Here is a 25,517-nt window from a genome sequence, read left to right as displayed (position 1 = left end):
ACCACGGGAAATTATCTGTTTATGTCGAGTCATTTTATTGGTGCTGGGAAATGCGCACACTAATTGATGGGATATTGACGGGTAAAATTAAATATATAGGTGATGATAATGGCTAAAATTATCCATGGTAGCGGACTCGGTATTTCATATAATCATTTACCCACTAACAACGAGGATATATTCGCCACTCTATGTGGGATTTCATGGGATTACATAGGTCGTTATAAAAAACTAAAAAAAGGAAAAATCACATGTCCTGACTGTATTAAAATAGCCAGAGTTGTTTTTGAATCGTGTTCTCAGGATGAATTAGGTGGGGAGTGGGATTCGGAACTGGACAGAATTTATTGTGACAAATGCAATAGTCAAAAAGTCGGCCACGAGGGAGCGTGTATTAATTTCAAATGTGAAAATTACAAACGGGAGAATCAGAAATGAGCAATAATGTGATTAAACAAATAAACGTGACATTAGAATCAACCGAGAAATTAAAATTAGCGGGCAATAATGAAGTAACTTTAGATTTGGATGAATTTATAACAATATTAAAACGCCTAGACAAATATGAAAATATGGAGCCTGTTGCTATATATAATTTAGCTGATGGTGAGGTTTATAAAAGCATTCATGATATAGGTGATGGGAAAAGTGTATTTGCAGTAGCACTATATCCTCACCCCAACAAATAGCGAGAAATAACATGGACATTATCGACGCAGCAAATGAATTAAATGAGCCGAATCTATCTCATGCCCTCCAGAACCGACCACCACCACTAACCAGTATCAACGGGATGTGCCGATGGTGTGAGACCGAGAAAGCAACACACGGTGCATTCTGTAGCCGGGAGTGCGGGGAGGATTATGAGCGGGATAGGCGGAGAAATGAAATACAGCCTCATATTAGCTGATCCGCCGTGGCAATATAATAATTCAGCCAGCAATGGAGCAGCCAGCAACCACTATACCACCACCGATTTTTATTCCCTCACCCGATTACCCATCGAAAAAATAGCCGCTGAAAACTCTGTCCTCGCCATGTGGTACACGGGTAATTTTGCATTGGAGGCAATCCGGTTAGCTGAGGCATGGGGATTCACGGTCAAAACGATGAAATTATTCACGTGGGTGAAGCTCAACAAACTGGCGATGGCTCGCATAGACAGAGCCATTCAGGAAGAGCGGATACTCGATAGCTGGGATTTCATGGAATTACTCAATACCGAAACACGGATGAACGGCGGCAACTACACCCGCAGTAACACAGAGGACGTATTGATCGCTATCAGGGGTAACGGACTGCCACGCCAGAGCGCCAATGTGAAACAGGTTGTTTATTCCTGTCTGGGCGAGCATAGCCAAAAACCGAGAGAGGTTCATCATCGGTTAGAGCAATTATACGGAGACGTACCCCGCATTGAATTATTCGCCCGTGAGTCAATGGACGGCTGGCATTTATATGGCAATGAATCGCCCGTCAACAATATCGAATTTATTAATGGAGTTAAATATGAGAAGAGCTAGATTTGATGCTGCACTTGATAAACGAGCACACATTAAAAAAAATACAGCGCACTGCAAAAAAGAACGGCATGAAAACTCGCAATCAGGCATGGAATGAAGGTTAGCAATAGCAACTGTTGACCGAGACTATTTAATCAGTGTCGGCAATGAACAAATGAGGAAAATAGCATGAGTCTAAGAATTAATTTAGGCAAATACGTCATTACGTCCGATAGTCGAAAATTCACGTTAAACACTAAGAGAATATCACAGTCAGGTGAAAATATTGGTCAGGAAAGTTTATCACCGATTAGTTATTATCAACATCTGCATCAACTAATCCGTGACCTAATTAGGATGAAAATAAATGACGATGATATTGAGGGAATTAAACAGCTCGGCGAAAAAATAGATTTAATCGCCAAAGAGTTTGCTGAGAAATTAAATTCCATCACCGATGAATAACCAATCATACGAGAACGCAAGGAGGAAGGTGGCGAGGGAGTGCCGAAAAGAATTACTCAAAATCAAGAAACGAACCGATCAACAAACTGCCGCAATACTCAATAAACACCTGCCCGATTTGAAACCGTTATGTCGCCACATCAAAAGCGCAAATTTCAGCCTGTGATGTGGCTGCGATACTACGTAGATATGATTGATAAGGAGACGAAATAGTGAGGTGCACCCATTGCAATAAAGAGCTGGATTTTGAAGAAGCATATTATTACGAAAATTCCTGCGAACACTGCGAACAGTATTTAGAACTGACGCGATATGAAAGCAGCAAAATAAAATTAATTCGGCTGAGATTTAAATTGTATCTCAGGAAGATTATTAACAGATTTAGGTAGAAATTTTTAATGAGGAGATGAAGTAATGAGGCTTATCGCTAATAATGAAAGCGTCACTCTATCCCGTAAGTCAGCAGCAGCTTTCATAGGGATTGATGTAGATACGTTATCCCTTTGGTGCAAGATAGGTAAGATAGCCTACACCAAGAAAAATCCCACCAGACCGAACTCGCCATATTTATTTACACGTGCCGCATGTATTGCAGCAATTAACAATCCGATCCAAACTGTGCCTGTGAGCGCGGTAGATGCGACAGAAAAAGGAGATACACAATGTCAATCTTCCGTAGAGGAAATACGTGGTATGGGAACTACACGACGCCAAGCGGCAAAAGAATTAAGGAGTCTCTTGGAACAACGGACAAAAAGCAAGCTCAGGAGCTGCACGACCGAAGAAAGGCTGAATTATGGCGTATAGAGCGATTAGGCGACTTTCCTGACGTAACTTTTGATGAAGCCTGTTTGCGATGGATTGAGGAAAAGGCCGATAAAAAATCACTGGATGATGATAAGGGGCGCATGGGGTTCTGGCTGGGATATTTCAGCGGAGTAAGATTAAAGGATATTACCGAAGCCAGTATTTATACTGCGGTTAGTAAGATGAAAAACCGTAAGGCCAAGGAGCGTTGGGAGAGCCACGTTAAGGCTGCAAAGAAAAAAGGGCAAGAAATCCCCGCCTATGAAGAAGTCTCGGTATCGGTAGCAACCAAAGCAAAACACTTAGCCTTGATGAAAGCTCTATTAAGAGCAGTCGAAAGGGACTGGAAGTGGCTAGAGAAAACGCCGGTGATTAAGGTGCCCGCTGTCAGAGATAAGCGTGTCAGATGGCTGGAGCCTCATGAAGCTCAAAGGTTAGTTGATGAATGTCCCGACCCGTTACAGTCAGTCGTTAAGTTCGCACTGTCTACAGGGCTGAGGCGTTCAAATATTATTAATCTGGAATGGTCTCAAATTGATATGCAAAGACAAGTGGCATGGATACACCCAGATCAAAGTAAATCGTCTAGGGCTATAGGGGTAGCCCTAAACGAAACAGCTTGCAAGGTATTGCGTGAGCAAATAGGAAATCATAGTAAATGGGTGTTTGTCCATACCAAGCCATCAACCAATCCTGATGGGAAAGTCATGCCTAAAGTCAGAAAAATGCGTGTTGATGATAACACAGCTTGGAACTCTGCATTAAAGAGAGCAGGGATAGAAAATTTCCGGTTCCATGATCTAAGACATACATGGGCTAGCTGGTTGGTTCAGTTAGGCGTTCCACTATCAATTTTACAAGAGATGGGCGGATGGGAGTCAATAGAAATGGTAAGGCGTTATGCTCATTTAGCACCCAATCATCTTACTGAGCATGCGCGACAAATTGATGCAATTTTTGGTGGTTGCGTCCCAAATCCGTCCCAGTCAGGAAAATTAGCGATTGCAAAATAGGGATAAGTGCTTGATTTTAAATGGTACGCCCTACAGGATTCGAACCTGTGACCTACGGCTTAGAAGGCCGTTGCTCTATCCAGCTGAGCTAAGGGCGCATTATGGTATGCAGAATAAGAAACATCATTAATGCGTTGATGCAGCACCGGATTATACGGGCATAATGGAATGAGTCAATGGGCTTTTCGCTCATATGTTCATTTTATGATTACCAATAAAACTGACAGGCGGTTCATGTTCTGACAAAATAGCACTTATTCCTATACTTGATGATGGAATCTTAAATACATGTCAGCAAAAATTATTGATGGGAAAACGATTGCGCAGACAATCAGAAGCGAAGTTGCAGAAAAAGTCAGGCAACGTGTTGCAGCCGGAAAACGAGCGCCGGGTCTTGCCGTCGTTTTAGTGGGCGAAAATCCCGCTTCTCAAATTTATGTCGCAAGCAAACGCCGTGCCTGTGAAGAAGTCGGCTTTATGTCCCGCTCTTATGATCTGCCTGATACCACCAGCGAAGCCGAATTACTCTCCTTGATAGATAACCTAAACGCCGATACGGAAATCGACGGTATTTTAGTTCAACTCCCTCTACCTGCCGGTATTGATAACGTCAAAGTATTGGAACGTATTCATCCCGATAAGGATGTGGATGGTTTCCACCCTTATAATATCGGTCGTCTATGCCAACGTGCCCCAAAATTGCGCCCTTGTACTCCCCGCGGGATTGTAACCCTGCTTGAGCGCTGCAATATCAATACTTATGGGCTAAATGCGGTTATTATTGGTGCTTCTAACATCGTTGGACGTCCGATGAGTCTTGAATTGTTGCTGGCAGGCTGTACGACTACGGTAACGCATCGCTTTACCAAAAACTTACGTCAACATGTTGAACAGGCTGATTTACTGATCGTCGCGGTCGGTAAGCCAAATTTTATTCCCGGCGAGTGGATTAAACCTGACGCGATTGTGATTGATGTCGGCATTAATCGACTGGAAAATGGCAAAGTCATTGGTGATGTAGATTTCGATAACGCGTCCGAACGCGCAGGTTGGATCTCCCCTGTACCCGGTGGTGTTGGCCCTATGACTGTTGCAACATTAATTCAAAATACCTTGCAGGCTTGCGAGGAATATCATGATGTAGATACAACTGAAGGTTACTAATGGAAATTTTTTGTTTAGATGGTCACCCTTATGTCGAATTGTGTGATTTGCTGAAGCTTCAAGGGTGGTGTGAAAGTGGAGCTGCGGCAAAAACAGTGATTGCAGAAGGTTTGGTGAAGGTCGATTCTCAAGTTGAAACCCGTAAACGCTGCAAAATTGTTGCCGGTAAAGTGGTTACCTTTAATGGCGAATCTGTTCGCGTTGAAGAGTAACTAAGTAGGGTTGCAGCTCACAAGGCTGCAACTTGAAAAATGAAAGACTTAACAGTTAATTATTTTTATCACTGTCAGCATAAGACAAAACGCAAAATCAAAAGCCCTCCAAAAACCAATCCAGTAAATATCGAACCAATAGTCAATCCAAGAAAAATATTAAACGTCTAATGATATTGATGTTTCTGACAGTAAATTTATCTGGTTTTATCTGCAGGATATGTGACATTGACGATGTCTTGATAAACAATTATGTCAGCAATGTTTTGGTTTTCTAATAAGTTGCTATACTGGGAGGCTTACGTACAACTGAAACGGGGTTAATTATGTTAAGTAATAGAGCTGCAAGAAGGTTGTTGGGTTTGTCTTATAAATTAAGTAATTCTAAACATCGAGTAAAAATTTCTCTTCTCAATCCTGCTTCCGGTGATAATACACATCAAGTACCAGAGCATCTGAGTAATTCCTCTTTTGTTTCCATGAAACGGGACTCAGCTTCTGGAAAAGTTACCTATCACGCTGTAAATGCTTTCTATCCTGAGTATCTAAATACTCATCGATAAATTTGTCGGTTTTTATTCCACTCATATATAACACAGCTAAGTATTACAGCTAAAAATATCGTTATGAAAGTGTAAATGCGATAAAAACTGAACCGCCCATCTAAGGGGCGGTTCTGGAATCAATTACTTACAGCGCCATGTTGTTCCTTGCGGCCCATCTTCCAGCTCAATTCCCATTTCACTTAACTGGCCGCGAGCCGCATCAGCCAAGGCCCACTCTTTGTTTTTACGAGCATCGTTACGTTGTTTGATTAGTGCTTCGATTTGGGCTACGTCATCGTCTGCCTGTGCTCCGCCTTGCAAAAAATGTTCTGGATCTTGTTCCAAAAGACCGAGAATACCCGCTAATTTACGCAGTTCAGCAGCCAGACCATTAGCTGCCGCCATGTCTTCTGTCTTCAGGCTGTTCAGCTCACGCGCTATGTCAAACAAGACTGAATACGCTTCCGGTGTGTTGAAGTCATCGTTCATTGCTTCAGTAAAACGGGCTTCAAACGCTTCTCCACCAGCAGGCTGAGCAGATTTATCTGTACCACGCAGGGATGTATACAAGCGTTCAAGGGAAGTACGCGCCTGTTTCAGGTTCTCTTCCGTATAATTCAACTGGCTGCGATAGTGGCCGGACAGCAGGAAATAACGCACGGTTTCAGCATCATAATATTCCAGCACATCACGGATGGTAAAGAAATTGTTCAATGATTTGGACATCTTCTCTTTATCTGTCATAACCATACCGGAATGCATCCAATAATTGACGTAAGGGCCATCATGGGCACAAGTTGATTGTGCAATCTCATTTTCATGGTGCGGGAACATCAAATCAGAGCCACCACCGTGAATATCAAAATGGTGACCCAGCGCCTTGCCGTTCATTGCGGAACATTCAATATGCCAGCCCGGACGGCCTGCACCCCACGGAGATTCCCAGCTAGGCTCACCCGGCTTGGACATTTTCCACAACACGAAATCCATTGGGTTACGTTTTACATCTGCCACTTCAACACGGGCACCCGCCTGCAATTGTTCCAAATCCTGACGGGAAAGCAGTCCATAATTAGGATTGGTGTCAATGGAGAACATAACATCACCATTCGCGGCAACATAAGCATGACCACGCTTAATCAGCTCTTCCGTAATTTCAATGATCTCTGGGATATGTTGTGTTGCACGAGGTTCTAAATCCGGACGCAAGAGATTCAGTGTATCAAAGTCGCTGTGCATTTCTGCCAACATGCGTGTGGTCAAATCGTCACAGCTTTCCTTATTTTCGGTTGCACGTCTGATAATTTTGTCATCAACGTCAGTGACGTTACGGACATACGTCAGATCGTATCCCAGATAACGCAGGTAACGGGCAATAACATCAAATGCAACAAATGTTCTGCCATGACCGATATGACACAAGTCATAAATGGTAATGCCACACACGTACATGCCCACCTTCCCTTCGTGAATCGGCTTAAATTCTTCTTTTTGACGACTGAGAGTATTGAAAATTTTTAGCATCAGTGGGTTTTCCGTAAAAATTGATGTACGTGTAATAAAATCAAATGAGTTGATTGATTATAAGCTTCTTTATCCGCGTCATAAATAAACGGGCATAGAGAAGTCAGGTGAGGTATTTCACCTTGATATGCAATGCATTGCAAGTACCACAAGCCGCCTTATTCTGATGCAACCCAGAGTACTGACTCAAAATCTGAGATGTGATATAACAGCGGTTGTTCCGAATCCCCTAAATACGGGGTTAATCAAAACTATTATTAGGATTTTTATTATGGTGACTTTCCACACCAACTTTGGCGATATCGTAATCAAAACATTCGCTGATAAAGCACCTGTAACTGTTGAAAACTTCCTGAGTTACTGTTCTGAAGGTTTTTATGACAACACAATTTTTCACCGTGTTATCAATGGCTTCATGGTTCAAGGCGGTGGCTTTGAGTCAGGCATGAAGCAGAAAATGACTAAGGATACTATTAAGAACGAAGCTAACAATGGCCTGAAAAACAACCGTGGCACTCTCGCAATGGCACGTACCAATGATCCACATTCTGCAACTGCCCAATTCTTCATTAACGTTGTGGATAACGATTTCCTGAACTTCCGTTCAGAGCGTCCAGATGGATGGGGTTATTGTGTATTTGCTGAAGTTGTTGAAGGCATGGATGTGGTTGATAAAATCAAAGGTGTTTCCACTGGCCGCAGCGGTATGCACCAAGATGTACCACGTGAAGATGTGATCATTGAACGTGTGACTGTCAGCGAATAATTACTGTCAGAGAATAATTACTGTCAGAGAATAATTACTGTCAGAGAATAATTACTGTCAGAGAATAGTTATTTCAGAGAATGGTTACTTCAGAGAATAATTAATCGTTACATGAGTACACTGTTTATTGCAGATTTACATCTTAGTGAACAAGAACCGGCAATCACTGCCGGTTTTCTGCGTTTTTTACGTGAAGATGCAATTCATGCTGAGAGTCTTTATATCCTCGGTGATTTTTTTGATTACTGGATTGGTGATGATGATCCCAACCCATTACACATTAAAATCGCCCAAGCACTTAATGAACTGAAACAAAAAGGTATTCCTTGTTATTTCATTCATGGCAATCGTGATTTTTTACTTGGTTCTCGTTTTGCCAGAGAGAGCGGCTTGATCCTGCTACCGCAGGAAAAAGTACTGGAATTATATGGTAAACGTATTCTGATTTTGCATGGCGATACACTATGCACTGATGATATCGGCTATCAGCAGTATCGTAAGCGAGTACATACTCCATGGATACAGCGGTTATTCCTGTTTCTCCCTTTATTTATCCGCTTGAAAATTGCAACCAAAATGCGGGCGGGCAGCCAATACGCCAACAGCCAAAAATCCAAATCTATTATGGATGTCAATCAAGAGGCTGTTATCGAGCATTTCAAAAAGCATCAGGCAGATTGGATAATTCACGGGCATACGCATCGCCCCGCAATACACGATATCCAACTTGGTGATAAAGCTGTGCATCGTGGTGTATTAGGAGCATGGCATGCTCAAGGTTCAATGTTTAAAGTCACAGAAACGTCTATTGAGTTAGTATCCTTCCCCTTCTAAGCTCCTTTGCTTATTTTGGAAAAATCCACAAATCAATCGACGCAAACGTTTTCCTTGTGCAATTAGCGTGATATGATCCGTCGTCTGAAATTTCATCTTTGTTCTGGTAGACACCCCATACAGGAGCTTCTGATTTATGACGTCCAGTCCTGATCCCACAACAGCTATGACTTCTACAACAGAAATAGAGCACCAGCACCACGCCAAAATTGCCATCGTCATGGGTTCGAAAAGCGACTGGGCAACGATGCAACATGCAGCCGATATTTTGACCTCTCTTGCTATTCCTTTCCATGTTGAAATTGTTTCAGCACACAGAACACCGGATAAACTTTTTCATTTCGCAGAACAGGCGAAAGAAAACGGTTTTGATGTGATTATCGCTGGTGCAGGCGGTGCGGCACATTTACCGGGAATGTTGGCAGCCAAAACTTTAGTGCCTGTGTTTGGCGTTCCGGTACAAAGCGCTGCGCTTAGCGGTGTCGATAGCCTGTATTCTATTGTACAAATGCCAAAAGGCATTCCTGTCGGCACATTGGCTATTGGCAAGGCAGGAGCAGCAAATGCCGCATTGTTGGCAGCCCAAGTGCTGGCTTTGCATGACAGCGCTCTGTTTCAACGTTTGTCAGATTGGCGCAATGAACAAACACAAACCGTCTTGGATAATCCAGATCCACGGGAGGATGCATGAAGCCTGTTTGTGTACTGGGAAATGGTCAGTTAGGCAGAATGCTGCGTCAAGCAGGTGAGCCGCTGGGGATCACTGTTTATCCTGTTGGGTTGGATGCCGAGCCGGAAGCTGTACCTTATCAAAGCAGCGTTATCACCGCAGAAATTGAGCGCTGGCCCGAAACTGCATTAACCCGAGAACTGGCGCATCATAAGGCTTTTATCAATCGCGATATTTTTCCACGACTGGCTGATCGTTTGCCACAAAAGCAGCTCATGGACACATTGGGCTTGGCAACCGCACCGTGGAAACTGCTTTCCACCCCCGACCAATGGCCTCAGCTATTTACAGAGTTAGGGGATTTCATCATTGTGAAACGCCGGACAGGAGGTTATGACGGGCGTGGACAATGGCGTATCCGGCCGGGTGATGAAACAATTCTTCCGCCTGAAGTTTACGGTGAATGTATTGTAGAACAAGGCATTCCGTTTTCAGGAGAAGTCTCTCTGGTTGGTGCCCGTAATGCCGAAGGTGAATCTGTATTCTATATACTGACTCACAATTTGCATCAGGAAGGTATTTTGCGTACCAGTGTTGCTTTGCCTGATTCTGCCGATAAGCAATTTCAACAAAAGTTTCAACAACAAGCAGAGAAGATGCTGTCCGCCATCATGAATCACCTGAGCTATGTGGGTGTTATGGCGATGGAATGCTTTATTGTTGGTGATAATTTGTTGATCAATGAATTAGCTCCGCGAGTTCACAATAGTGGTCACTGGACACAAAATGGGGCTTCTATCAGCCAGTTTGAACTTCACCTACGAACGATCTTGAATCTTCCCATGCCACAACCAGAAATATTTGCGCCATCCGTCATGATCAACCTGATCGGTACAGGAATAAACCCCGCATGGCTTAGCTTGCCGCTGGTTCGTTTACATTGGTATGAAAAAGAAGTTCGCCCTGTACGTAAAGTAGGTCACTTAAATGTGACTCATGCGGATAAGGGGATATTGAAAACGACGCTGCAAACGTTAGCCTCATTATTGCCAACAGAATATCAGAGCAGTCTTAAGTGGGCACAAGATAAATTAAGTTGATCGGTTATTTATACCTTTCGTATTTCAAGTTGCCTCTTTGTTGCTGCGCTCATTCACCCCGGCCACATAGTAGTTATCTATGCTCCCGGGGATTCACTCCCTGGCCGCCACGACGCACCTTGAAACCCATTGGGTATAAATCGCCAGAGTAAGGAAGTGGTAATGATTGAAGATGAGCTACCACTTCCCATATCAATTTTGTTAAAAGTTATTACATTCGTGAACGTGCTTAAAATGCTCGTGTTTGAGATGAAAGCGTTCGGGATAATGTATCAACAATTGTTCTTGTCGTTTGATCTATTTCATAATTGAGGAAATCACCCACCTTAATCTTGCTGAGGTTAGTCATTCTTAATGTTTCCGGGATCAGGTTTAAAGCAATCGTCTTATTTTCTTCATCAATATCATTGATTGTTAAACTACAACCATGCAATCCAATAAAACCTTTGAGGAAAAAATATTTAATATTATCTTGAGGGATCTTGATAACCAACCGATAAGTTTCCCCCTGTTGCGGTAAATTCAACAACTTCTGCCATTCCTTCTACATGCCCATAAAGACTGTGCCCACCATTTTCTTTATGCATCTGGTGTGATCGCTCGACGTTAACTTCATCGTCAATCGAGAGAAATTTTAACGTTGCGGTATCTGCTGTAAAATCAGAAATATCAAAATAAACGCTATCCTCACTAAATTGGGTAACGGTCAAGCATGTGCCATCTATTGCGACACTTGCTCCAACTGTAACATCATCTAAAAAACGGTTGTTATTACTGATTTCCAGAGTGCTAAATCCATTATTTTTATTGAGTGATAATACGTGCTCTTTACCTTGTACTATGCCTGTATACATGATATTCCCCTTGAACCAAATGGTATGCTACAAAATTAATTTTTCTACATATTACCTTTTACATTTAAATTTTCCATGACAACCCAAAAAAAATACACAAGATCATTTTCACTTCGTAATTTATATTAGATAAATATTATGATTTATAGTTAAATAAAATTTCCCAAATAAAAATATTGATAGCCTACATGATTCATAAAATCATTCAGCACATGAGCTATAATTTTTACAAATTATTTTTCTTTAAATAAACCTTAAGAAAAACACACCAAATACTTTTCAGATAAAAAATAACTTGGAATTTAAAATAAATTGAATGCAAATAAAAACCTCAATAAATAATAGCGTTTTCTATATTATCTAAAGAATATTACATCACTAACCTTAAGGTAAGCTAAACCGTCTTCAGGAACTGCCTATTTTCTTTTAAGTAATAGACAATCCGTTCAATTTTTTATATACCCTTCATCTTAAAATCAATGTCGATAAGATAACAAGGAGACACCAAGTGCTATTGCTAAGGAAACAGGAAATCAATAACACCTTGAGGTCGATTACAGCCACAACTGCGGGTTTATCTGCTATTCCACTTTATTTTCTTTTATCAATACCTGTGCAAGCAGAAAGTTTTGTCAATTTTCAGTCCATCGATACCAGCCTTTACTTCCAATTCGAAAATAAGATTGATCCTCAAAAAACCATTTCACCCATTGTAGAAGCCTTTGGTGATTACAAGATTGGTGATATGTATGTCTACAGCATTTGGCAAAATTCTCTGCAACATAATTACAAAGGCGATAAAAGTACCTATTACTATAAGTTCGTACCAAGACTGAGTGCCAGTAAAATCACAGGCTATGATCTTTCCTATGGCCCATTAAAAGATGTGCTGTTTGCTCAGTGGATAGCTAAAACCAAAAATGTAAAATATGACTATTTCCCCGGTATCAGTCTTGATTGGCAAGTGAGTGGGTTCAGTTGGTTGCGTACTATTTTTTATTTTGAAAATAATGCCAAGGGAAATTGGAATGATCAGCGTATCCATATTGATTATGGTATTCCTTTCAGTAATCAACTAGGGGATTTCCGCATTGTAGGAACTTTCGATTATACACTGGGTTTAGGTGATAACCCCGAAATGATCGATTTCAAACCTGAGCTGCATTATGACTTGGGGAAAAAATTAGGGTATCAAGCTGGTCATCTGTGGGCAGGTGTTGTCGTAAATCCAGTCAAAAATAAGTACAAAATAAAAGATACATCTGACTTTCGTACGAATCAATTTAACTATGGGGTGTTTATTCGATACAGCTTTTCCTAATAAACACATAAAATAGTGCCGTTTTTAATGGTTTATATCCTTGATGGGGTCACAATGTCCATTCAACACGACAAATTCGGGCGTACTTATCAGTGGTTTTTGCTGATACTTTTAGGCATGGTCTATTTTTTATCCACAGCAACAACCTTTACGTCATTGGGTGTTGTCCTACCCAGTATGATTAATGAACTGGGCTGGAGTTGGACAAATGCGGGTTTAGGCTTCACGCTGCTTGGCCTGACTTGCGGGCTATCCAGTTTCCTGCCAACGGTATTCATTCGTAAAATTGGCGTTCGTTTCACTCTGTGCGTCGGTCTGCTGATTTTTCTGGCTGGTTTCTACAATCTTTATCACACACACACTATTTCATCGTATTTTATTGGTGCGTCTTTAATTGGTATCGGTTTTACCTTTTTGGCGACAGTCCCGGGTACTTATGTGATTTCACGGCTATATGAGAAACAATCCCTTGCTTTTGGTTTCTACTTCACTATAGGGGGATTGGGAGGCGTGGTAGGTCCGTGGATCTATTTTCTGGCAACCCGTGTTTGGGGAACATGGCGAATGCATTGGATGATTTCCGCCATTGCCCTGTCCATTGTCGTTATCCTGACAGTTATTACTCTTCAGGAGGGAAAACGGGAAGTCGCCCATGCCAAGGCCGTAAACCAAAAACATAACAGTCAGGATAATCCCGGCATTTATCGTACCAAGCAACGTTGGACGGCACATCAAGCCCTGCGGACATGGCAGTTCTATGTGATCGCCGCAACTTACACCGCATTTTTATGGTGTGGTATTACAGTCAATAGTTTTGCAGTTGCCCATATTATTGAAAATGGTTTCAGCGAAGCCATCGCCGCTGGGTTACTAAGCACAATGGCCTTTATCAATGCGTTTTCCAGATTGGCAGGTGGTGCAGTCGGAGAGTGGGTAGATCCGAAAAAATTACTGATCGGTAGTCTGGCCATCATCATTCTTGGTTTAATTGCACTGAGCATTGCCTCTTCATGGCCATTTTTGATTGCATTCACGGTGTTTGTCGGGATGGGATATGGCATGACTTTCCTCGCTTCCAGTGTATTACTGGCGAATTATTTTGGCCGCAAGCCTTATCTGGAACTGTTTTCAATCATGAACCTGTTTTCCACACTGGCGTGCCTGGCTCCTTTTTTTGCTGGTACTATCAAGGATTATTCAGGCAGTTTTACTTCAGCATTCTTAATTATTGCTATCCCCGTATTTGTTGTTCTTGTCGTAACATTGATGATGAAACCACCTGCTCAGAAAATGGGAAAGCACTCAATCAAAGATACTCAATTTACTGAATAGGATAAAAATGAACTAAAACAACATACAAACAAGGAAATAGTGATGTCAAAGAAAGAGTTCGGCGTATTTCTGCCCATCGCCAAAGGTGGATGGATCATCTCCAAAAACACGCCGCCACTGGATGCGTCTTATAAACAAAACCGTGAAGCTGCCATTTTGGCCGATCATATTGGCCTTGATTTCATTATGTCCATGGGAAAATGGCGCGGGTTTGGTGGTGAAACCGATCATTGGGGTTGCTCACTCGAATCCGTCACGATGATGGCTGGCATTGCCGAAGTGACTCACCGCGCAAAATTGATCGCTACTGTTCATGCCGGGCTGCATAATCCGGCGGTTACCGCCAAAATGATCGCTACGTTGGATCACATTAGTCAGGGTCGTGCCGGCCTGAATATTGTTTCAGGTTCATTTCGGGATGAATTTGAACAAATGGGTGAATGGGATGATAGTCTGAACCATGACCAACGCTATGCCATGACTGAAGAATGGACTCAGTTGATTAAACGTCTTTGGCATGAAAAACAGGTAGACCATGATGGCACTTACTTTCATTTGAAGCAGTGCGTTTCTGAACCTAAACCTCTTTCCCTTCCTCGTCCTTATCTTGTTTGTGCTGGTCAATCCGAGCAAGGGCTGCGTTTCAGTGTACGCCATACCGATGTATGTTTTATCGGCGGTAAAGATGAGGCAGAAACCCGAAATATCAGTTTAACCGCCAAACGCATCGCCGCTGAGTACAACACAACAACCAAAACATTCTGCATGTGTACCGTGATTTGCGCTGAAACAGATGCCTATGCTGAAACGCTCACCCAATTCTACCGTCAAGGTTTGGATGTAGAAGCCGTCAAAAATATGATGCACAGTTTTGGGGTCGATATGGATGGAAAAAACAATGCGATGGTAGAACGTTCGCAAAATGCCTTTATGACCCATACCGCCATTGGTACACCGGATACCTGCTACAGACAATTGACAGATTTAATGCGTAATTGTGATTTGGATGGTGTGATGTTGATTTTCCCCGATTACATAAAAGGATTAACAATTTTTGGGGATCAAATCCTACCCAGATTAAGAGCGGAATTTGCCTGATAATATCCAGTCTTTCAAATGACAAACCTCGTTATTTTAACGAGGTTTATTTTTAACTTGGTTGGTTTATTCTATATAGTGAATATTATTCAGGCAAACGCCGATATTGTCCTTGTTTCCGCAATAGCCTAACGCCCAACCAACCACCACATACTGAAAGCAGCAAGCTACTGATGATAGGAAGCAGAAGCCACATCAGCCATTGTGGTTGCCACGGGAAATCAAAGACCTGAGTCTGCAACAACCAAAGTGCGATTTCTGCACCAAATACCGCCGCCAAACCAGCCATAAAACCAAGCAGAGCAAATTCACTCCATAATGTACGACGCAAAAGTTTTTTGCTCGCTCCCAATGTACGGTATACCACCAATTCAAGTTGTCGTTGATTCATCCCGACCTGAATTTGTGCCAATAAAAGCAATCCGCCACAAATCATCACCAGAACAACCATAATTTCCAATGCCTTGCTAACTTGCTGCAAAATGCTTTGTACTTGCTTGATTATCGAACCAATATCCAGTATGCCAATGGTCGGGAAATGACGGTTAATTTCTGTTAACAGCCGTCCATTGCCTTCATAATGAAAGCTGGTCAGCCACATTCTGGGCTGATTTTCCAACGTTTCTTTAGCAAAGATGAAAATAAAGTTTGGATTTATACTTTCCCAATCCACCTTGCGAATACTGCTTACTGTGGTGTGAAACGTTCGGGTATCACCTGTGAATGTAAGCTTATCTCCTAACTTGATTTTCAATCGTTCTGCAACGCCTTGCTCTATGGAAACTTCGTTCGGCTTGGGAGGCCATGTCCCTGCACTCAGAGTATTAAAAGGCGGTAATTCTGTTTTCCATGTTAAGTTTAGTTCACGACTCACGGTCGTACTATTAGGATGTTTTTTAGCCGCCCATTCAATCGCAGATTGTCCATTCACTTGCGTCAACCGCGCCAACACTACAGGATAAAAATCGGTAGGCTTCACCTGATATTTGGACAGTAAATCGCTAACTTGAGCAATTTGCGGTTGAGTCATGTTAATCAGGAAATAGTTCGGGCTATCCGGCGGCAATTGCTGCTGCCACCGACTCAATAAATCGCCCCTTGCCATAATAAGTAAAGCCAGCAACATAAATGACAGGGAAAATGCCGCTAATTGGGTCATGGTCTGAAATGGTCGACACAACAACCGATTGACCGCCAGACGCAGGCTTAACTGGCGGAATGTCACACGGCGCAGCAACCATAATCCCACCCATCCCAATAGCGCCAAAAACAACGCAACAATCGGCACTCCTGCCAAAAGTGACCATAACAAAGGCTGAGTGCCTGCCAATAATACCAATCCCCCCATTATCATTAACGCCACCACAGGTAAATAATAACGCAATGGCCAGATAGACGCTGTTACATCACTTCTCAATACTCGTGAAGGCTGGGTAGCCATGAGTTGGCGATACGGGCGAATGCCCACCAATATTGCAATACCAAATAGGGTTCCAATCGCCCATACCCACGGCCACATTCCTGCCGCTGGCAACATCTTAGGTAACATCTCAGCCAAAACTCGAATCAATACCGATTCAAAAACCAAGCCTAAAGTAGAGCCTACCGCTATGGCAGCAAGCAATATTACCAACCATTGTCCAATGAGCCATTGGCGCAAAGCCCAACGTCCTGCCCCCAGTGTTTTCAAGATGGCGATCAGGTTATGCCGACTACGGCAATAATGAGTCATGGAAACTGCCATCGCAGCTACAGCAAGCAGCAATGTCAACAAAGCTGATAACAGTAAAAATTGCTGGGCGCGTTCAATGGATTGCGCCATTACGCCATTATCCTGTTTCAATGTCAGCCAGCGTTGATCCGCTTTTAGTTGTGGTTCAACAAATTGCTGGAATGACTGAGTGGCGGCAGAAGAACCCGCAAACATATAACGGTAAGTCAACCGACTGCCGGGTTGAATCGCTCCTGTTGCCTGAACATCATCAATATTGATTAAAATTCGGGGAGAAATCTGGAAGGGACTGAAACCGCTATCAGGCTCTTGCAGCAATTCGCCGCTAATTTTCAACGTGGCATCTCCCACGTCAAGATTATCCCCAACCTTAATTCCCAACAGTGTCAGTAATCTCGGAGCCACCAACACAGAACCCTTCTCTGGCTTTAACCCACGCGGATTGGTTTCCAGTTCTCCATATAGAGGATAACGTTCATCTGCGGCTTTTACCTGAGCCAGTTGTGAAATATCTCCCGCATATGTCATGGTCGAAAATGAAATTTGGCGACTCAGTGTCAATCCCAGCTCTTGTGCCCTGCTCAACCAAGTTTCATCAATCGGATACGCAGCCTTTAAGACAAAATCACCCGCCAAAAAATCACGGCTTTGATAATGCACACTCTGATCAATGCGATCACTGATACGCCCTAATGCCAGCACGCAGGCTACCGCCAATGTCAGGGATAACCAAACAATCAGAAGAGATGGTGTTCGCCATTCACGCCAAAACCAGCGCCAGATCATGCTTCCTCCCGTAATTTTCCATCCATCAGACGTAAACGACGCTGACAACGGGCAGCAAGTTGGCTGTCATGGGTGACCACAATCAAAGTAGTCGCGTAATCCTGATTGAGAGAAAATAATAAATCAGCAATGCGATCACCTGTCTGGCGATCAAGGTTGCCTGTTGGTTCATCAGCAAACAAAATTTTGGGGCGGGTACAGAACGCCCGAACCAAAGCCACCCGCTGCTGTTCACCACCCGAAAGTTGAGCTGGCATATGTTTCAGCCGCTTTCCCAATCCCAACTGTTCGAGTAACTCAATAGCCTGTTCACGACTTTGGTGTTCCGGTTCGCCGCGCAACAACGCCGGAAGTTGAACATTCTCCAGCGCGTTCAGGGTTGGAATCAACATAAACGATTGGAAAACAAAACCCACATTTTCTGCCCTTAACTTCGCCCGTTGCTCTTCATTCATGCGGCTGATATTCTGTCCCAACAGGTGGACTTCTCCCCTGTTGCCATCATCCAATCCAGCAATAATCCCCAGAAGTGTTGACTTCCCTGAACCTGATTCGCCAATTAATGCAATTGTCTGTGCTGGCTCGACAACCAACTCAATACCCTGCAATATATTAATTACCTGTTCCCCTTGGCCTACATGTTTAGTGAGATGATGAACTTCAAGAATACTTTCTACAGCCATGTATTTTTCCTTTTATTGTTAGTGCTATGCAGTGCCAGAGCAACTGCTGCGGATACTTTGCTGATATTGGGAGATAGCCTCAGTGCCGGATACCGTTTGCCGGTTGAGCAGTCGTGGCCTGCACTAATGGCAAAACAATGGCAACAAGCTGGTAAAAAAACTGTCATCGTTAACGGCAGTATTAGTGGCAATACCGCATCGCAGGGGCTCGAACGTTTGCCTGAATTATTGAAGCAGCACAATCCCAAATGGGTTCTGATAGAACTTGGCGCGAATGATGGACTGCGTGGTTTTCCCATTCAAAAGATAGAACAAGATTTGCAACAGAGTATTACTTTGATCAAACAGGCCAACGCACAACCGTTGTTAATGCAAATCCGAATTTCCCCTAATTACGGAAAACGTTATACTGAATCCTTTGCAAAAATTTATCCTGCACTTGCTGAACGCAATCAACTTCCTCTACTACCATTTTTTATGGAGCACGTTGCTACTAAACCAGAATGGATACAAGACGACGGACTGCATCCTAATCAATCTGCACAATCTTTTATTGCTGATTGGATGTCCAACAAATTGTCGGCATGCATCAACTATCCTTAAGTAAATCATTCCTAATAGTAAATCATTTATTTCCATAAATTGATGCAAACAACAGGTAAAGTTATGCAAAAAACAATTCTTATTACAGGATGTTCTAGTGGAATCGGCTTAGCAGCGGCCAAAACACTTCATCAACGTGGTTACCGCGTACTCGCAGCTTGCCGTAAACCCGCTGATTTAGCTCATATGCAAGAGTTGGGGTTCGAGCCGATTGAATTGGACTTAGATGATAAAGAAAGTGTAGAGCGTGCAGCCAAAACAGTAATCGAATTAACCAACAGTCGTCTGTTCGGGCTATTCAATAATAGTGGATTCGCTGTTTATGGCCCATTAGAAACCGTTTCGCGTGAGCAGATGGAAAAACAGTTTTCCACTAATTTCTTTGGCACTCATCAACTTACCTGCTTATTGCTGCCAGCCATACGGGCTTATGGTGCGGGACGAATTGTCCAAACCAGCTCTGTTATGGGATTACTCTCAACACCTGGCCGTGGTGCATACGCAGCCAGTAAATATGCCCTCGAAGCATGGTCAGATGCTTTGCGGGGAGAACTAGCAAAAACAGGCATTAAAGTCAGCCTGATAGAACCGGGACCAATCAATACCCGTTTTACGGAGAATGTGAATCAAACGCAGCAGGATCATCCGGTCGAAAACCCAAGCCTTGCCCGCCGTTTCACACTTATGCCTGAAGATGTGGTTTCGAAACTGATTCACGCTTTGGAAAGTCCCAATCCTAAATTACGTTATTCTGTTACATTGATAACTTACACCGTAAAAATAATGCGTCGTATACTCCCGGAAAAATGGCTCGATAAAATAGTACGTTGGTAAAGCTAAGAAGCATTGAAAAACGTACGAACGGGTCTTATTTATACATACCATCGCCTAGCAACGAACCAGAGAGAAACGTCCATGGAACCCACAGTGAATATAAACAATAATACTGCTCATATCATTAATATTGATGAATCGAATGTTGCTCAAGTTGTACAGCACTCACTCAACCAACTCGTTGTATTCTATTTCTGGTCACCACAGGATCTACATTGCCATGAATTAGAAGCAACTCTTGACAAAATAGCCCATGAATATGAAGGGCAATTTACTCTGGCAAAAGTCAATTGTGGCGAACTTCCCTATCTCGCCGCACAATTTGGTGTACGTGGCTTGCCTACTGTGCTGTTTGTAAAAGAAGCCCGCCCTGTTCAAGGTTTTGAAGGCATCCAAACTGATGACGCTATCAGAAAAATTTTCTCCACTCTTCTGGTACAAGAAGAAAAGTCACCATTAGAACAAGTGAACGAGTTGCTTGAAGAAGGCAAGAGTCTGGAGGCGTTATCTTTACTGAAAGAAGTCCACAAAGAAAATCCGCAAGATATTGAGATTACGTTATTGTTGGTCGAAGTAAATCTTTCACTCAATCATCTTGAAGACGCCCAAAAAATACTGGATACCGTCCCATTAGAACAACAAGATGAACGTTATCATGAGTTATTTGAACATATTAAGTCTCAGAAACAGGCCGCAGATTCACCTGAGATTCGACAACTGCAACAAGAGTTAGTAGCTCAACCAGAAAATGCAGAATTAGCCGTACAATTGGCGTCCGAATTACACAAAGTTGGCCGTAATGAAGAAGCCCTCGAATTGTTGTTTAGTTTTTTGAAGAAAGATCTTGCTGCTGCCGATGGTGCAGTGAAAAAGACGATGATGGATATTTTTTCTACACTGGGTACTGGAGATGTACTGGCATCTAAATACCGTCGTCATGTATACTCTTTACTCTATTAGGCAAACAAAACTTATATATTCCATAATTAACAGATAAGGAAATTTTTATGGATTTACTCTCTTTTGGTGCTGTACCGATTTTAATCATTATTGCTGTTGTTATCGTCTTTACCTGTGTAAAAACCATTCCACAAGGTTATCAATGGACTGTTGAGCGCTTTGGGCGCTATACCCGTACATTGACGCCCGGCCTACATATCATCATGCCGTTTATTGATCGTGTCGGCCGCAAAATCAATATGATGGAACAGGTTTTGGATATCCCATCACAGGAAGTCATTTCTCGCGATAACGCTAATGTAACTATTGACGCGGTCTGCTTTATTCAGGTTGTCGATCCAGTACGCGCAGCCTATGAAGTCAGTAATCTGGAACTGTCCATCATTAATCTGACAATGACTAACTTCCGTACCGTACTGGGTTCGATGGAACTGGACGAAATGCTGTCCCAGCGTGATTCCATCAACAGCCGACTACTGACAATCGTCGACGAAGCTACTAACCCGTGGGGGGTAAAAATCACGCGTATTGAGATCCGCGATGTGCGTCCACCTAAAGAATTGATCTCCGCAATGAACGCTCAGATGAAAGCAGAGCGTACTAAACGTGCAGATATTCTTGAGGCAGAAGGTATCCGCCAGGCAGCGATTCTGAAAGCCGAAGGGGAAAAACAGTCACAAATCCTGAAAGCAGAGGGTGAGCGGCAGTCAGCCTTCCTGCAAGCGGAAGCCCGTGAACGGGCGGCAGAAGCAGAAGCTCGTGCAACTAAAATGGTTTCTGACGCTATTGCTGATGGCGATATGCAGGCAATTAACTACTTTATTGCCCAAAAATATACTGATGCCCTCACCAACATTGGTGCCTCAAATAACAGTAAAGTTATTATGATGCCACTGGAAGCCAGCAATTTGATGGGAGCCATTGGTGGTATTGCTGAATTAATCGGCGAAAGCAAGAAAAGCAAACAGGATAAATAGTCATGATTGAACAGATCGCCACTCAGCCAGCTTGGTTCTGGCTCTGTTTTGGTGGGCTGCTTCTGATTGCGGAATTGCTGGGAACGGCAGGATATCTGTTGTGGACAGGAACTGCAGCCATAGTTATCGCCCTGATCACATGGATTTTTCCTGACCTAAGTTGGGAACTGCAAGGTACTCTGTTTGCTGTTTTGACCTTGCTTTCTGCTATTGCATGGCGTAGCTGGCTACGCCATCGTCCCCGTAAAGCTCATGATAAAATTCTCAATCAGAAAAATCACCAGTTGATTGGACTTCGTACCCGTTTAATCACGAATACCGAAAACGGTTTTGGGCGAGTCAAACTGGCCGATGGTAGTTGGCGCGTTCACTGTGACCAAGAACTTCCTGCCAATACTGAAGTTGAGGTCATCGCTGTTGACGGAATCACATTAAAGGTGAGGCCTATTTCCCGTCAAACATGATACTTACAGCAGCCAGATAAATGCTCAATGATGGGGCAATCAGCTCCATCATCTCCCGGACATTCAGCCACCAATGCCAGTAGTTTTTTCTTGATCTTTTGCAATTCCAAAATCGTTTTTTCTATTTCTGCCACTTTTTGCTGAGTCGCCGTTTTTACATCCGCACTGTGGCGGCTAGGATTGCGGAATAATCGCAGTAATTCACGACACTCCTCCAACGTAAATCCGACTTCTTTCGCCTGACGCAAAAGTATCAACTCATCAATATGCTTTTGCCGATAATAACGATAGCCATTATCTCCCCTCTCCGGCGCAGTAATGAGATCTTTTTCTTCATAAAATCGAATCGCCTTGCTGGTTAAACCAGTCTTATGAGCAATTTCACTGATATTCATAATTCCCCCTTGACCTTCCCCTTGCAGGAAGGTTTAGCCTTAATGATAAGTATATCACTCTGTATCAGGAGATATTGTTATGTCCACAACCACCATTCTGGCACTTCAAGGCTTAACTTGTATGCATTGTGTCAACAGGGTCAAAAAAACTCTGGAAAAAATCCCCGGCGTCGAACGGGCAGATGTGAGTCTGAATTATGCCAAAATTATCAGTAATGTTTCATCTGATGAATTGATTGCCACCATTGTTGCCGAAAATTATAAAGCCACTGTTGCCACTCAACCTGATATTGAATTGCGGTTGTCAGGTTTAAGCTGCATGAAATGTGCAGGTAAGACACAAAAAGCATTAGAAACCGTGGAAGGTGTTATCGCCACTGAAGTTGATACCCAAACAGCAAAAATCTATGGCAAAGCAGAGAGCAGTGCGTTAATTCATGCGGTTGAACAAGCCGGATACCACGCCGAATTAGCAGCGGAGGTAGATTTCCCAAAAAATAAGCCGCTGGCACAGACTCCGGAGTCTCTGGCAGCGGCAACCCATTCGACTCCGGTAGAGACAGCCCCTGTTGAGCACAGCAACAAAAATAATGCAAGTGTTAATGACAGCAATGATGACAGCATTCAGCTTTTGCTAGATGGCATGAGCTGTGCAAGCTGTGTCAGCAAGGTACAAAAAGCGCTGCAATCTGTTGATGGCGTGGAACATGCCAGAGTCAATCTCGCGGAAAGAAGCGCATTAGTCACAGGCCATGTATCACCAAACACCTTAATTGAAGCAGTTATCAAGGCTGGTTATAGTGCGGAAGTCATTCAGGATGAAGCTGAACGCCGTGAGCGCCAACAGCAAGTGGCACAAGCTAATATGCGGCGCTTTCGCTGGCAATCAGCCCTTGCGTTAGTCGTTGGGATACCTGTCATGGTGTGGGGAATGATAGGTGATAATATGATACTTACACCTTCAAACCACACTATTTGGCTAACTATTGGTTTGATGACACTGGTTGTAATGGTATTTGCCGGCGGACATTTTTATCGTAATGCGTGGCAAAGCCTAAGAAATGGCAGTGCGACAATGGATACCCTCGTCGCTCTGGGTACGGGAGCAGCATGGCTTTATTCAATTAGTGTGAATTTGTGGCCAGAGATTTTTCCTCCCCAAGCCCGTCATCTTTATTATGAAGCCAGTGCCATGATCATTGGTTTGATCAACCTCGGCCATGCATTAGAACAACGTGCCCGTCAACGCTCTTCCAAAGCTCTTGAGCGATTGTTGGACTTAACACCGCCAATAGCACGAGTGGTTACCGCTGAAGGCGAAAAAACACTGCCATTGGCAGATGTTATGCCCGATATGATATTGCGCCTGACAACAGGAGATCGTGTTCCGGTCGATGGTGAAATTATTCAGGGTACAGTTTGGCTGGATGAAGCCATGCTGACAGGTGAACCCATTCCTCAACAAAAATCTATCGGCGATACCGTCCATGCTGGCACTGTAGTTCAAGATGGTACGGTACTGTTTAAAGCCAATGCGGTTGGTAGCCAAACGACATTAGCGCGCATCATCAAATTAGTTCGTCAGGCACAAAGCAGTAAACCTGAAATTGGTCAATTGGCAGACAAAATATCATCAATATTTGTGCCTATCGTTGTTGCTATCGCTCCGATTGCTGGCGCGCTCTGGTATTTTATCGGTCCTGCCCCACAAATCATGTACGCGCTGGTCATCATGACTACAGTCTTAATTATCGCCTGTCCTTGTGCTCTTGGGCTGGCAACTCCTATGTCCATCATTTCTGGAGTGGGACGAGCCGCCGAATTAGGCGTATTAGTGCGTGATGCTGATGCTCTGCAACATGCCAGCCAACTGGATACCATTGTCTTTGATAAAACCGGCACCTTAACTGAAGGTATGCCACAAGTGACTGAGATCCATACCTTCAATGGTTTCACCGAAGAACAAGTATTGATATGGGCTGGTGCATTGGAAAGTGGCTCAAATCATCCTCTGGCAAAAGCCATTTTAATGAAATTTGAAGGACAAAAATTACCAGAAGTGCAAACATTCCGCACACTCGCAGGACTAGGTGTTAAGGGGGAAATTGGGGATATTACCCTGTTATTAGGTAATCAAAAATTACTTGAGCAACATCAGATTGATACAACGGAATTAAAGCCATTAATGGTGGCACAGGCAGAAAAAGGCATAACTCCTGTTATTCTGTCAGCCAATGGGAAAATCGCTGCCCTGTTTTCTATCCGCGATCCCTTGCGTCAAGATACTGTTTCTGCCCTGCTTCGCTTACATAACCAAGGCTATCATTTGGTCATGTTGACAGGAGATAACCCCACTACAGCGAATGCTATCGCTAAAGAAGCAGGCATTGACCACGTTATTGCGGGTGTTTTACCTGATGGCAAAGCAGCAGCCATTCAATCACTTCAATCAGAAGGCAGGAAAGTGGCGATGATCGGTGATGGCATTAATGATGCACCTGCATTGGCACAAGCGGATGTTGGCATCGCAATGGGAAGTGGCAGTGATATTGCCATAGAAACCGCAACCATTACCCTTATGCGCCATAGCCTGCACGGAGTTGCTGATGCAGTTGAATTATCCCGAGGCACATTGCGTAATATGAAACAAAACCTATTTGGTGCATTTGTCTACAATACCTTGGGCATCCCAATTGCAGCCGGTATTTTGTACCCTCTTACCGGGACTTTATTAAACCCTGTAGTTGCCGGTGCAGCCATGGCATTGTCTTCAATTACTGTCGTGAGTAACGCCAATCGCTTATTGCGTTTCAAACCTAAATCCTGACATAACATTCAGGCAGTTATATCGCATCCATGAAAAGCTAAATATATTC

General features: G+C 43.3%; 27 protein-coding genes and 1 tRNA gene. 21 read left to right on the top strand and 7 right to left on the bottom strand.

Annotation, left to right across the window (positions count from 1 at the left end; all coding sequences use genetic code 11):
* Window positions 1–108 precede the first annotated feature (108 nt).
* The 5 genes from PSI23_RS00845 (at window position 109) to PSI23_RS00825 (ending at window position 3,787) form a co-directional block, all read left to right on the top strand.
* Window positions 109–438, top strand: coding sequence for a hypothetical protein (locus PSI23_RS00845; protein ID WP_273553279.1), 330 nt, complete (start codon window positions 109–111; stop codon window positions 436–438).
* On the top strand, window positions 435–689 hold the full coding sequence (locus PSI23_RS00840) for a hypothetical protein (protein WP_273553278.1): 255 nt from the start codon (window positions 435–437) through the stop codon (window positions 687–689). The genes PSI23_RS00845 and PSI23_RS00840 overlap by 4 nt, the downstream gene beginning before the upstream one ends.
* Window positions 690–863: 174 nt before the next feature.
* Window positions 864–1,523, top strand: coding sequence for an MT-A70 family methyltransferase (locus tag PSI23_RS00835; RefSeq protein WP_273553277.1), 660 nt, complete (start codon window positions 864–866; stop codon window positions 1,521–1,523).
* 168 nt (window positions 1,524–1,691) lie between these two features.
* Window positions 1,692–1,967 (top strand): DUF5405 family protein, encoded by a 276-nt coding sequence (locus PSI23_RS00830; protein ID WP_273553276.1) that lies wholly within the window; start codon window positions 1,692–1,694, stop codon window positions 1,965–1,967.
* Window positions 1,968–2,629: 662 nt separating this feature from the next.
* A complete protein-coding gene (locus tag PSI23_RS00825) occupies window positions 2,630–3,787 on the top strand; it encodes a tyrosine-type recombinase/integrase (RefSeq protein ID WP_273553275.1) in 1,158 nt (385 codons plus the stop codon).
* A gap of 21 nt (window positions 3,788–3,808) precedes the next feature.
* Here PSI23_RS00825 and PSI23_RS00820 read toward each other — a convergent pair.
* Window positions 3,809–3,885: transfer RNA gene (locus PSI23_RS00820), tRNA-Arg, on the bottom strand.
* A 190-nt stretch (window positions 3,886–4,075) separates the two neighbouring features.
* On the opposite strand from PSI23_RS00820, the gene folD reads away from it, so the two are divergent.
* The 3 genes from folD to sra all read left to right on the top strand — a co-directional run bounded on the left by folD (window position 4,076) and on the right by sra (window position 5,726).
* Entirely contained in the window at window positions 4,076–4,951 is an 876-nt protein-coding gene (folD, locus tag PSI23_RS00815) for a bifunctional methylenetetrahydrofolate dehydrogenase/methenyltetrahydrofolate cyclohydrolase FolD (protein ID WP_273553274.1), read from the top strand.
* Window positions 4,951–5,163, top strand: a complete 213-nt coding sequence (ybcJ, locus tag PSI23_RS00810; RefSeq protein ID WP_273553273.1) for a ribosome-associated protein YbcJ — start codon at window positions 4,951–4,953, stop codon at window positions 5,161–5,163. Before folD ends, ybcJ begins: the two co-directional genes overlap by 1 nt.
* A 326-nt stretch (window positions 5,164–5,489) precedes the next feature.
* Complete coding sequence (gene sra / locus PSI23_RS00805) at window positions 5,490–5,726, top strand: stationary-phase-induced ribosome-associated protein (protein ID WP_273553272.1); 237 nt, start codon at window positions 5,490–5,492, stop codon at window positions 5,724–5,726.
* A 123-nt stretch (window positions 5,727–5,849) separates the two neighbouring features.
* Here sra and cysS read toward each other — a convergent pair whose 3' ends face one another.
* The gene (gene cysS / locus PSI23_RS00800; RefSeq protein ID WP_273553271.1) at window positions 5,850–7,232 is read right to left on the bottom strand and encodes a cysteine--tRNA ligase; all 1,383 of its coding nucleotides are present in this window, start codon (window positions 7,230–7,232) and stop codon (window positions 5,850–5,852) included.
* Window positions 7,233–7,503: 271 nt separating this feature from the next.
* Here cysS and ppiB point away from each other — a divergent pair, with 271 nt between their 5' ends.
* The 4 genes from ppiB (at window position 7,504) to purK (ending at window position 10,602) form a co-directional block, all read left to right on the top strand.
* Window positions 7,504–7,998 (top strand): peptidylprolyl isomerase B, encoded by a 495-nt coding sequence (gene ppiB, locus PSI23_RS00795; RefSeq protein ID WP_273553270.1) that lies wholly within the window; start codon window positions 7,504–7,506, stop codon window positions 7,996–7,998.
* 111 nt (window positions 7,999–8,109) lie between these two features.
* Window positions 8,110–8,832: a UDP-2,3-diacylglucosamine diphosphatase gene (locus tag PSI23_RS00790; RefSeq protein WP_273553269.1), complete on the top strand. Its 723-nt coding sequence runs from the start codon at window positions 8,110–8,112 to the stop codon at window positions 8,830–8,832.
* Between the two features lie 166 nt (window positions 8,833–8,998).
* Window positions 8,999–9,523: a 5-(carboxyamino)imidazole ribonucleotide mutase gene (purE, locus tag PSI23_RS00785; protein WP_273553289.1), complete on the top strand. Its 525-nt coding sequence runs from the start codon at window positions 8,999–9,001 to the stop codon at window positions 9,521–9,523.
* Window positions 9,520–10,602, top strand: coding sequence for a 5-(carboxyamino)imidazole ribonucleotide synthase (gene purK, locus PSI23_RS00780; protein ID WP_273553268.1), 1,083 nt, complete (start codon window positions 9,520–9,522; stop codon window positions 10,600–10,602). The genes purE and purK overlap by 4 nt, the downstream gene beginning before the upstream one ends.
* A 229-nt stretch (window positions 10,603–10,831) precedes the next feature.
* On the opposite strand, the gene PSI23_RS00775 is transcribed toward purK, so the two are convergent.
* Entirely contained in the window at window positions 10,832–11,095 is a 264-nt protein-coding gene (locus PSI23_RS00775; protein WP_273553267.1) for a riboflavin synthase, read from the bottom strand.
* Window positions 11,070–11,456 (bottom strand): riboflavin synthase, encoded by a 387-nt coding sequence (locus PSI23_RS00770; protein WP_273553266.1) that lies wholly within the window; start codon window positions 11,454–11,456, stop codon window positions 11,070–11,072. The genes PSI23_RS00775 and PSI23_RS00770 overlap by 26 nt, the downstream gene beginning before the upstream one ends.
* 508 nt (window positions 11,457–11,964) lie before the next feature.
* Here PSI23_RS00770 and PSI23_RS00765 point away from each other — a divergent pair.
* Genes PSI23_RS00765 through PSI23_RS00755 form a run of 3 tightly spaced genes read left to right on the top strand, consistent with a single transcriptional unit; the run spans window position 11,965 to window position 15,207 of the window.
* Window positions 11,965–12,777, top strand: a complete 813-nt coding sequence (locus tag PSI23_RS00765; RefSeq protein WP_273553265.1) for an outer membrane protein OmpK — start codon at window positions 11,965–11,967, stop codon at window positions 12,775–12,777.
* Window positions 12,778–12,831: 54 nt separating this feature from the next.
* The gene (locus PSI23_RS00760) at window positions 12,832–14,109 is read left to right on the top strand and encodes an MFS transporter (RefSeq protein ID WP_273553264.1); all 1,278 of its coding nucleotides are present in this window, start codon (window positions 12,832–12,834) and stop codon (window positions 14,107–14,109) included.
* Between the two features lie 42 nt (window positions 14,110–14,151).
* Window positions 14,152–15,207 (top strand): LLM class flavin-dependent oxidoreductase, encoded by a 1,056-nt coding sequence (locus PSI23_RS00755; RefSeq protein ID WP_273553263.1) that lies wholly within the window; start codon window positions 14,152–14,154, stop codon window positions 15,205–15,207.
* A gap of 85 nt (window positions 15,208–15,292) precedes the next feature.
* Here PSI23_RS00755 and ybbP read toward each other — a convergent pair whose 3' ends face one another.
* Window positions 15,293–17,725 carry a putative ABC transporter permease subunit YbbP gene (ybbP, locus tag PSI23_RS00750; RefSeq protein ID WP_273553262.1) on the bottom strand — a complete coding sequence of 811 codons (2,433 nt, stop codon included), beginning with the start codon at window positions 17,723–17,725 and terminating at the stop codon, window positions 15,293–15,295.
* The gene (gene ybbA / locus PSI23_RS00745) at window positions 17,722–18,408 is read right to left on the bottom strand and encodes a putative ABC transporter ATP-binding protein YbbA (RefSeq protein ID WP_273553261.1); all 687 of its coding nucleotides are present in this window, start codon (window positions 18,406–18,408) and stop codon (window positions 17,722–17,724) included. The genes ybbP and ybbA overlap by 4 nt, the downstream gene beginning before the upstream one ends.
* Here ybbA and tesA point away from each other — a divergent pair.
* From tesA to PSI23_RS00720, 5 genes are all read left to right on the top strand, one after another.
* Window positions 18,379–19,011, top strand: coding sequence for a multifunctional acyl-CoA thioesterase I/protease I/lysophospholipase L1 (tesA, locus tag PSI23_RS00740; protein WP_273553288.1), 633 nt, complete (start codon window positions 18,379–18,381; stop codon window positions 19,009–19,011). The genes ybbA and tesA overlap by 30 nt on opposite strands.
* Window positions 19,012–19,074: 63 nt before the next feature.
* Window positions 19,075–19,845 (top strand): SDR family oxidoreductase, encoded by a 771-nt coding sequence (locus tag PSI23_RS00735; protein ID WP_273553260.1) that lies wholly within the window; start codon window positions 19,075–19,077, stop codon window positions 19,843–19,845.
* 81 nt (window positions 19,846–19,926) lie between these two features.
* Window positions 19,927–20,805 carry a co-chaperone YbbN gene (locus PSI23_RS00730; protein ID WP_273553259.1) on the top strand — a complete coding sequence of 293 codons (879 nt, stop codon included), beginning with the start codon at window positions 19,927–19,929 and terminating at the stop codon, window positions 20,803–20,805.
* A 47-nt stretch (window positions 20,806–20,852) separates the two neighbouring features.
* The gene (locus tag PSI23_RS00725; protein ID WP_273553258.1) at window positions 20,853–21,782 is read left to right on the top strand and encodes an SPFH domain-containing protein; all 930 of its coding nucleotides are present in this window, start codon (window positions 20,853–20,855) and stop codon (window positions 21,780–21,782) included.
* A 2-nt stretch (window positions 21,783–21,784) separates the two neighbouring features.
* On the top strand, window positions 21,785–22,246 hold the full coding sequence (locus PSI23_RS00720) for an NfeD family protein (protein WP_273553257.1): 462 nt from the start codon (window positions 21,785–21,787) through the stop codon (window positions 22,244–22,246).
* On the opposite strand, the gene cueR is transcribed toward PSI23_RS00720, so the two are convergent.
* Window positions 22,237–22,641 (bottom strand): Cu(I)-responsive transcriptional regulator, encoded by a 405-nt coding sequence (cueR, locus tag PSI23_RS00715; RefSeq protein ID WP_273553256.1) that lies wholly within the window; start codon window positions 22,639–22,641, stop codon window positions 22,237–22,239. The two genes, PSI23_RS00720 and cueR, sit on opposite strands and share 10 nt — an antisense overlap.
* A 79-nt stretch (window positions 22,642–22,720) precedes the next feature.
* Between cueR and copA the strand changes: the two genes are divergently transcribed.
* On the top strand, window positions 22,721–25,468 hold the full coding sequence (copA, locus tag PSI23_RS00710) for a copper-exporting P-type ATPase CopA (protein WP_273553255.1): 2,748 nt from the start codon (window positions 22,721–22,723) through the stop codon (window positions 25,466–25,468).
* Window positions 25,469–25,517 lie beyond the last annotated feature (49 nt).

Origin of the sequence: Xenorhabdus yunnanensis, from assembly GCF_028598805.1 — a bacterium.
Lineage (GTDB): Bacteria > Pseudomonadota > Gammaproteobacteria > Enterobacterales > Enterobacteriaceae > Xenorhabdus > Xenorhabdus yunnanensis.
The sequence above is the reverse complement of the archived record's forward strand: the minus strand, read 5'-3'. Positions and strand labels throughout refer to the sequence as shown.

Coding starts and splice junctions, on each gene's coding strand:
- PSI23_RS00845 (WP_273553279.1), top strand. CDS start 109: ATGGCTAAAATTATCCATGGTAGCGGACTCGGTATTTCATATAATCAT.
- PSI23_RS00840 (WP_273553278.1), top strand. CDS start 435: ATGAGCAATAATGTGATTAAACAAATAAACGTGACATTAGAATCAACC.
- PSI23_RS00835 (WP_273553277.1), top strand. CDS start 864: ATGAGCGGGATAGGCGGAGAAATGAAATACAGCCTCATATTAGCTGAT.
- PSI23_RS00830 (WP_273553276.1), top strand. CDS start 1,692: ATGAGTCTAAGAATTAATTTAGGCAAATACGTCATTACGTCCGATAGT.
- PSI23_RS00825 (WP_273553275.1), top strand. CDS start 2,630: ATGTCAATCTTCCGTAGAGGAAATACGTGGTATGGGAACTACACGACG.
- folD (WP_273553274.1), top strand. CDS start 4,076: ATGTCAGCAAAAATTATTGATGGGAAAACGATTGCGCAGACAATCAGA.
- ybcJ (WP_273553273.1), top strand. CDS start 4,951: ATGGAAATTTTTTGTTTAGATGGTCACCCTTATGTCGAATTGTGTGAT.
- sra (WP_273553272.1), top strand. CDS start 5,490: ATGTTAAGTAATAGAGCTGCAAGAAGGTTGTTGGGTTTGTCTTATAAA.
- cysS (WP_273553271.1), bottom strand. CDS start 7,232: ATGCTAAAAATTTTCAATACTCTCAGTCGTCAAAAAGAAGAATTTAAG.
- ppiB (WP_273553270.1), top strand. CDS start 7,504: ATGGTGACTTTCCACACCAACTTTGGCGATATCGTAATCAAAACATTC.
- PSI23_RS00790 (WP_273553269.1), top strand. CDS start 8,110: ATGAGTACACTGTTTATTGCAGATTTACATCTTAGTGAACAAGAACCG.
- purE (WP_273553289.1), top strand. CDS start 8,999: ATGACTTCTACAACAGAAATAGAGCACCAGCACCACGCCAAAATTGCC.
- purK (WP_273553268.1), top strand. CDS start 9,520: ATGAAGCCTGTTTGTGTACTGGGAAATGGTCAGTTAGGCAGAATGCTG.
- PSI23_RS00770 (WP_273553266.1), bottom strand. CDS start 11,456: ATGTATACAGGCATAGTACAAGGTAAAGAGCACGTATTATCACTCAAT.
- PSI23_RS00760 (WP_273553264.1), top strand. CDS start 12,832: ATGTCCATTCAACACGACAAATTCGGGCGTACTTATCAGTGGTTTTTG.
- PSI23_RS00755 (WP_273553263.1), top strand. CDS start 14,152: ATGTCAAAGAAAGAGTTCGGCGTATTTCTGCCCATCGCCAAAGGTGGA.
- ybbP (WP_273553262.1), bottom strand. CDS start 17,725: ATGATCTGGCGCTGGTTTTGGCGTGAATGGCGAACACCATCTCTTCTG.
- tesA (WP_273553288.1), top strand. CDS start 18,379: ATGAACTTCAAGAATACTTTCTACAGCCATGTATTTTTCCTTTTATTG.
- ybbA (WP_273553261.1), bottom strand. CDS start 18,408: ATGGCTGTAGAAAGTATTCTTGAAGTTCATCATCTCACTAAACATGTA.
- PSI23_RS00735 (WP_273553260.1), top strand. CDS start 19,075: ATGCAAAAAACAATTCTTATTACAGGATGTTCTAGTGGAATCGGCTTA.
- PSI23_RS00730 (WP_273553259.1), top strand. CDS start 19,927: ATGGAACCCACAGTGAATATAAACAATAATACTGCTCATATCATTAAT.
- PSI23_RS00725 (WP_273553258.1), top strand. CDS start 20,853: ATGGATTTACTCTCTTTTGGTGCTGTACCGATTTTAATCATTATTGCT.
- PSI23_RS00720 (WP_273553257.1), top strand. CDS start 21,785: ATGATTGAACAGATCGCCACTCAGCCAGCTTGGTTCTGGCTCTGTTTT.
- cueR (WP_273553256.1), bottom strand. CDS start 22,641: ATGAATATCAGTGAAATTGCTCATAAGACTGGTTTAACCAGCAAGGCG.
- copA (WP_273553255.1), top strand. CDS start 22,721: ATGTCCACAACCACCATTCTGGCACTTCAAGGCTTAACTTGTATGCAT.